Genomic DNA, 5,761 nt, shown 5'->3' on the forward strand with positions numbered 1-5,761 from the left:
TCACAGTTTCCGTTGACTTCACAGGTGAGACAATCCAATGGATGGTCAGTTAAAACAAGTTCTATGATGTTTTTTCTTAAGGATTGAATTGACTTCGAATCCGGGTAAATATATTGTCCTTCAGCAATGGGAGTATGGCAAGAAGCCAGTGTTCTTGCTTTTCCGTTTTCTTCGATTGCAACATCTACAGAACAAACCCTGCAAGATCCAAAAGGGTCAAGATTGGGAGCATCACAAAGCGTTGGAACTGATTGCTCACCTTTATGTCGTCTTAAAAAGGATAAAATTGTTTCACCTTCTTGCAGTTCAAATGGTATATTGTTGATAAAAGCTGTTTTCATAACATGGGCTTTTCTAATTAAAATAGTGTTTTAACTCATCTTCAAAAAAAATGAGTGCATTTTTCACCGGCAACGGAATTCCACCTCCATGGGCGCACAGTGATGTTTTTTCCAAAGTCTCAAGCAGATCATCAAATAAAATTCGGTCAATCTTATAATCTGACGTAAAGGCTTTTTGCGCTAATTCCTGACCTCTTTTAGTTCCGAGTCTACAAGGAAAACATTTTCCGCAACTTTCGTAGGAAGCAAAATCAAATAAATGCTCAATGAACTTTATGATTGGGAAATCTTCAGGCACACAAATAATTGAAGCGTGACCTAAAAGAAATCCATTTCGTGAAAACGACTCAAAATCAATTTCTAAATCATTTATTTTACTTACAGGAACTAATCCGCCAAGTGGTCCTCCAATTTGCATGGCTTTTACCGGAGATTTAAATCCGCCACCCAATTCATTCACAACATAAGAAAGGGGAGTTCCCATTTCTACTTCATATATTCCCGGATTCTTAAAAAAACTATCCAGGCAAATAAGTTTTGTTCCGGTAGACTTATCTGTGCCCAGTCCTTTCCAATTGGCACCGCCATTTTCAAGAATGTAGTGCACAGTAGCCAAAGTTTCCACATTGTTGACAATGGTTGGTTTATTGAACAACCCTTGTTGAGCAGGAAAAGGTGGACGTACCCGGACTTCCGGACGCTGTCCTTCTATGGAGTTTATTAGCGCGGTTTCTTCCCCACATATATAAGAACCTTGAGCCTGGATGATTTTAAATTCAAAATCAAATCCACTGTCTTGAATGTTTTTGCCACATAAGCCTGCTTTTTTCAAGGCATCTATAGCTTCCTGAACGATTGCAACTGATTCGGGATATTCAGCTCTGATGTATAAAACCCCATAACTGGCTCCGGTAACGTAGCCTGCAATCAACATCCCAAACAAAACCGAATGTGGTCGCTCTTCAAGCAAATAGCGGTCTGAATAGGCACCCGGGTCACCTTCATCTGCATTGCAAATAATAAATTTGACATCGCTTGGGGCGTTTCGGCAAAACTCAAGTTTTAGGCCCATGGGAAAACCTGCACCGCCTCGTCCTCTTACGTTTGAAGTTTTGATTTCTTCAAGTACCTCTGCTGAATTTGTTTTTAAAGCTTCTTTAAAAGGAGTATAATATTCTTCAATGCTTGTGAATGGTTTCGTTAGAATTTCATTTCCATTGGCTTTTACGTGATAAGTATCTTTCCCTTGGTTTTTATAAGAGTTTATTTTATTAAAATCCAATATGTTGATAGCTTCTCCTGAAAAGTTTTTGCCTTGATAATGAAAAGCACTGTTTTCATGACATCTTCCCAAACAAGTCATATGACCAATTTCTTCGGCCTTGAAATTTTGTTTTAAAGTATCAATCACAGCATCTTGAGTACCTGCACAAACACAAGCGGTGCCATTGCACACATAGACTTTTTTGCCCTTGTTTTCGGGCTTCATAAAATCATAAAATGAGGCTGTGCCAAAAGTGTTTGCTGTTCCTATAAGAAATTCATCTGCAAGTCGTTCCAGTTCTTCCTTGTCAGGAGTACCGGTTTGACGGGCAAGTTGACCCATTCGGTCAAAGAGATTGTCATCTAGACCTTTTCGCGCAGAAAGTTCACTTAAATTTTTGGACATGGGAACGGAGTAGTTTTAATACCGGAAAAAAATATCCGGAATTAGTTTTTACCAAAGATAAGGATTTCTGAAAAGTTTTAGGTCACAAATTAATCCAGAGAACCGGAATAAATGTTAAAACTGTCTTGTTTTAAAAACCCGATGAGTGTTTGACCGTGTTCCCGAGCTAATTCAACAGCCAGACTTGATGGTGCCCCCACTGCTACTATAGTGCCTATTCCTGCCATAATGGCTTTTTGAACCAACTCAAAACTGGCACGACCACTAAGTAGCAAAATGCGATTGTCAAGTGGAAGCAATTGTTTTTGAAAAGCTTCACCAATGAGTTTGTCCAGGGCATTGTGACGGCCTACATCTTCTTGAACAATTTCTATTTCCCCATTTAAGGTAAATAAAGCTGCGGCGTGGATTCCGCCCGTAAGACTGAAAAGAGATTGTTGTTTTTCGAGCGTTTTTTTGAGGCCAAAGAGTACTCCTTCAGAAGGAACACCTGAGTTCTTAATTTTATACCGCGAAATGGTTTGTATGGCCTCTATACTCGATTTTCCACAAACACCACAACTACTTGTAGTGTAGAAGTTTCGTTCAGTATTTTCAAGTTCTATGGCTTCACCTTCTTTCAATTGAACAACAACAATATTTTCGCCAAAAGAAAAAGCCTTCTTAACTTGATGATATTCTTTTATCAATCCTTCGGTAAACAAAAACCCTAATGCAAGGTCTATATCATTTCCAGGGGTACGCATGGTAACTGAAATTGATTTTGCCCGATTCTCATTGGAGTGCTGTATCTGAATTTCCAGAGGCGCTTCCACAGCAACTACATCTTCTACAGAAGTGGTTGCTGTGCTTTTATTGCGTTGTATTTGTATGTATTGGAGTCCGGGATTCATAAATCAAAAGTCGCCAAAAATTACTTTTTTTGAAGTTTACTAAGGTAATGAATATTTGTAAAAAACCCGATTAGGCGACTAAACTTAATTTATTCAGTTGCTTTTATAAGGCATTTCAAATGCGTATATTTGTGAACCTTTAAAATAATACAATCTCTCTTTTTTAAATCCGATATAATGACAAAAAAATCAACGATAATTTACACCAAAACAGATGAGGCACCTGCTTTGGCCACTTATTCATTTTTACCTATAGTTCAAGCATTTACGGCATCTGCCGGTATACAACTTGAGACTCGTGATATTTCACTTGCAGGTCGGATATTAGCTAAATTTCCGGACCAGCTGAATGATGCTCAAAAAGTCGCTGACGATCTTGAGGAATTGGGTGAACTTGCAAAAACTCCTGAAGCAAACATTATTAAGCTTCCAAACATAAGCGCATCTGTGCCACAACTCAATGAAGCAATCAAAGAACTTCAGGATAAAGGATATGCTATCCCTGATTATCCGGAAGAGCCACAAAACGAAAAGGAAAAAGAGATAAAATCCAGATATGATAAAATAAAAGGTAGTGCGGTTAACCCTGTTTTACGAGAAGGAAACTCAGACAGAAGAGCGCCAAGGGCTGTTAAAAATTACGCTAAGAAACATCCACACTCTATGGGTGATTGGAGCAAGAACTCCAAGTCGCATGTTTCTACAATGAGTTCAGGCGATTTTTTCCACAACGAAAAATCAACTACCATTCGTCAAGATGACCAATTGCAAATTGTTCTCATTGATAATTCAGGCACTAAAAAAGTTTTAAAAGACCGGATTAAGGTTTTAGAAGGCGAAATTATTGACGGAACCTTTATGAGTAAAAACGCCCTGCTCGCTTTCCTCAAAGAACAAATTGCTGATGCAAAAAATCAAGGCGTGCTTTTTTCACTTCATATGAAAGCCACCATGATGAAGGTTTCAGATCCTATTATTTTTGGATATGCTGTAACCACTTTCTTTTCGGAAGTATTTGACAAACATTCTGAAATACTCGAAAAAATTGGGGTTGACGTAAGAAATGGTTTTGGTGATTTGGTTTCAAAAATTGAAACCTTAAATGTCGATGAAAGAAATGATATAGAGTCAACCATAAAAAACTGTATCCAGAACGGGCCAGATTTGGCAATGGTCAATTCCGATAAGGGAATTACAAACTTGCATGTTCCCAGTGATGTCATTATTGACGCCTCGATGCCTGCAATGATCAGAAATTCAGGGCAAATGTGGAATGCAGAAGGAAAATCACAAGACACCAAAGCCGTTGTTCCGGATAGCAGTTATGCTTCGATATATCAGGCTACCATAGATTTTTGCAGGGAAAATGGCGCTTTTGATCCTACCACGATGGGAAGTGTTTCCAATGTGGGACTTATGGCTCAAAAAGCTGAAGAATATGGCTCACACGACAAAACTTTTGAGATTTCCGCAAACGGAAAAGTTCAGGTTATCAATCCTGCCGGTGAAATTTTGATGGAACATCAGGTGGAACGTGGCGATATCTGGAGAATGTGCACCGTGAAGGATGCGCCGGTTCAGGACTGGGTAAAACTGGCCGTAAAAAGAGCAAGAGCCACCGGAAACCCAACTATTTTCTGGCTTGACAGTCGTAGAGCTCACGATGCTCAACTTATAGATAAGGTAAATGTTTATTTAAAAAACCACGATACTTCCGGCCTCGACATTCAAATTCTTTCTCCTGAAAATGCCACACTTTTTTCATTGGAACAAATCAAAAAAGGGAATGATGTAATCTCTGTTTCCGGAAATGTATTGCGCGATTATTTGACAGATCTTTTTCCCATACTGGAAGTAGGCACGAGTGCTAAAATGTTATCCATTGTACCATTAATGAATGGCGGCGGATTGTTTGAAACCGGTGCCGGTGGTTCAGCCCCGAAACATGTGGAGCAATTTTTGGAAGAAAATCACCTGAGATGGGATTCACTGGGTGAGTTTTTAGCTTTAGGCGTTTCACTGGAACACCTTGGCGAAAAAGACAACAACCAAAAAGCATTGATTCTCGCTGAAGCACTGGATGAAGCTACTGAAAAGTATTTAGATAAAGACAAGTCACCAAGAAGAAAAGCCGGTGAGCTCGACAACAGGGGCAGCCATTTTTATTTGGCGATGTATTGGGCGGATGCTTTGGCAAACCAAGATAAAGATGACACTTTAAAAGCCATTTTCACAGAAGTTGCCAATCAAATGAAAGACAATGAAGTTGAAGTCATACATCAACTCAATCAAATACAAGGTAAGTCCGTGGACATTGGCGGATATTATATGCCCAATATAAATTTAGCCTATCAAGCTATGAGACCAAGTGATGCTTTTAATTCAATTTTAAAATTGATTAAAGTATAAAGAAAAGAGGCTATCTAAAAACAAATTAGACAGCTTTTTTTAATCGTTTACTTAATACGCAGGAACTGAATTGATGTATTTTTTTCAATTCTGTTTTACTGCGAAAGTATAGTTTGTTCTGGATTGTGAAAATTCAGCCTAACAACTGGCGTTTCTACTTTGGCTGTAGCCAAATTCACAAAGGAATAGAAACGAAACGAATAAAAGTATTTTTGCTTTCATAGGGCTTGGTTTTATGGTTACTATTTGGGTGTTTTTCAATAGGCGTGCTAAAAAGGGCATTAAAAATTTGAACAATATTTTTGTCAAAAAACATTGTCTTACTATACAATGTGTACTTTTGTAACATGGAATTCTTTAAAACCACTGAATCCGACTCAATTTATAACCATTTAGAAAAAATGGAAGTGAAAGAATTGCTTGAAAACATCAATGCTGAAGATAAAACT

The 5,761-nt window shown here is 38.3% G+C and carries 4 protein-coding genes; 1 reads left to right on the forward strand and 3 read right to left on the reverse strand.

What is annotated here, in order from left to right; genetic code table 11:
• The 3 genes from AC6F75_RS04165 to fdhD all read right to left on the reverse strand — a co-directional run.
• Positions 1-341, reverse strand: a 341-nt coding sequence (locus AC6F75_RS04165; RefSeq protein ID WP_500713688.1) for a 2Fe-2S iron-sulfur cluster-binding protein, incomplete at its 3' end; no start/stop codon positions are given.
• A 13-nt stretch (positions 342-354) separates the two neighbouring features.
• A complete protein-coding gene (locus AC6F75_RS04170; RefSeq protein WP_500713689.1) occupies positions 355-2,010 on the reverse strand; it encodes an NADH-ubiquinone oxidoreductase-F iron-sulfur binding region domain-containing protein in 1,656 nt (551 codons plus the stop codon).
• 89 nt (positions 2,011-2,099) lie between these two features.
• Complete coding sequence (gene fdhD, locus AC6F75_RS04175) at positions 2,100-2,903, reverse strand: formate dehydrogenase accessory sulfurtransferase FdhD (RefSeq protein WP_500713690.1); 804 nt, start codon at positions 2,901-2,903, stop codon at positions 2,100-2,102.
• A 177-nt stretch (positions 2,904-3,080) separates the two neighbouring features.
• On the opposite strand from fdhD, the gene AC6F75_RS04180 reads away from it, so the two are divergent.
• The gene (locus AC6F75_RS04180; RefSeq protein ID WP_500713691.1) at positions 3,081-5,312 is read left to right on the forward strand and encodes an NADP-dependent isocitrate dehydrogenase; all 2,232 of its coding nucleotides are present in this window, start codon (positions 3,081-3,083) and stop codon (positions 5,310-5,312) included.
• The last annotated feature ends 449 nt before the right edge of the window (positions 5,313-5,761 follow it).

Source organism: Planktosalinus sp., from assembly GCF_059864935.1.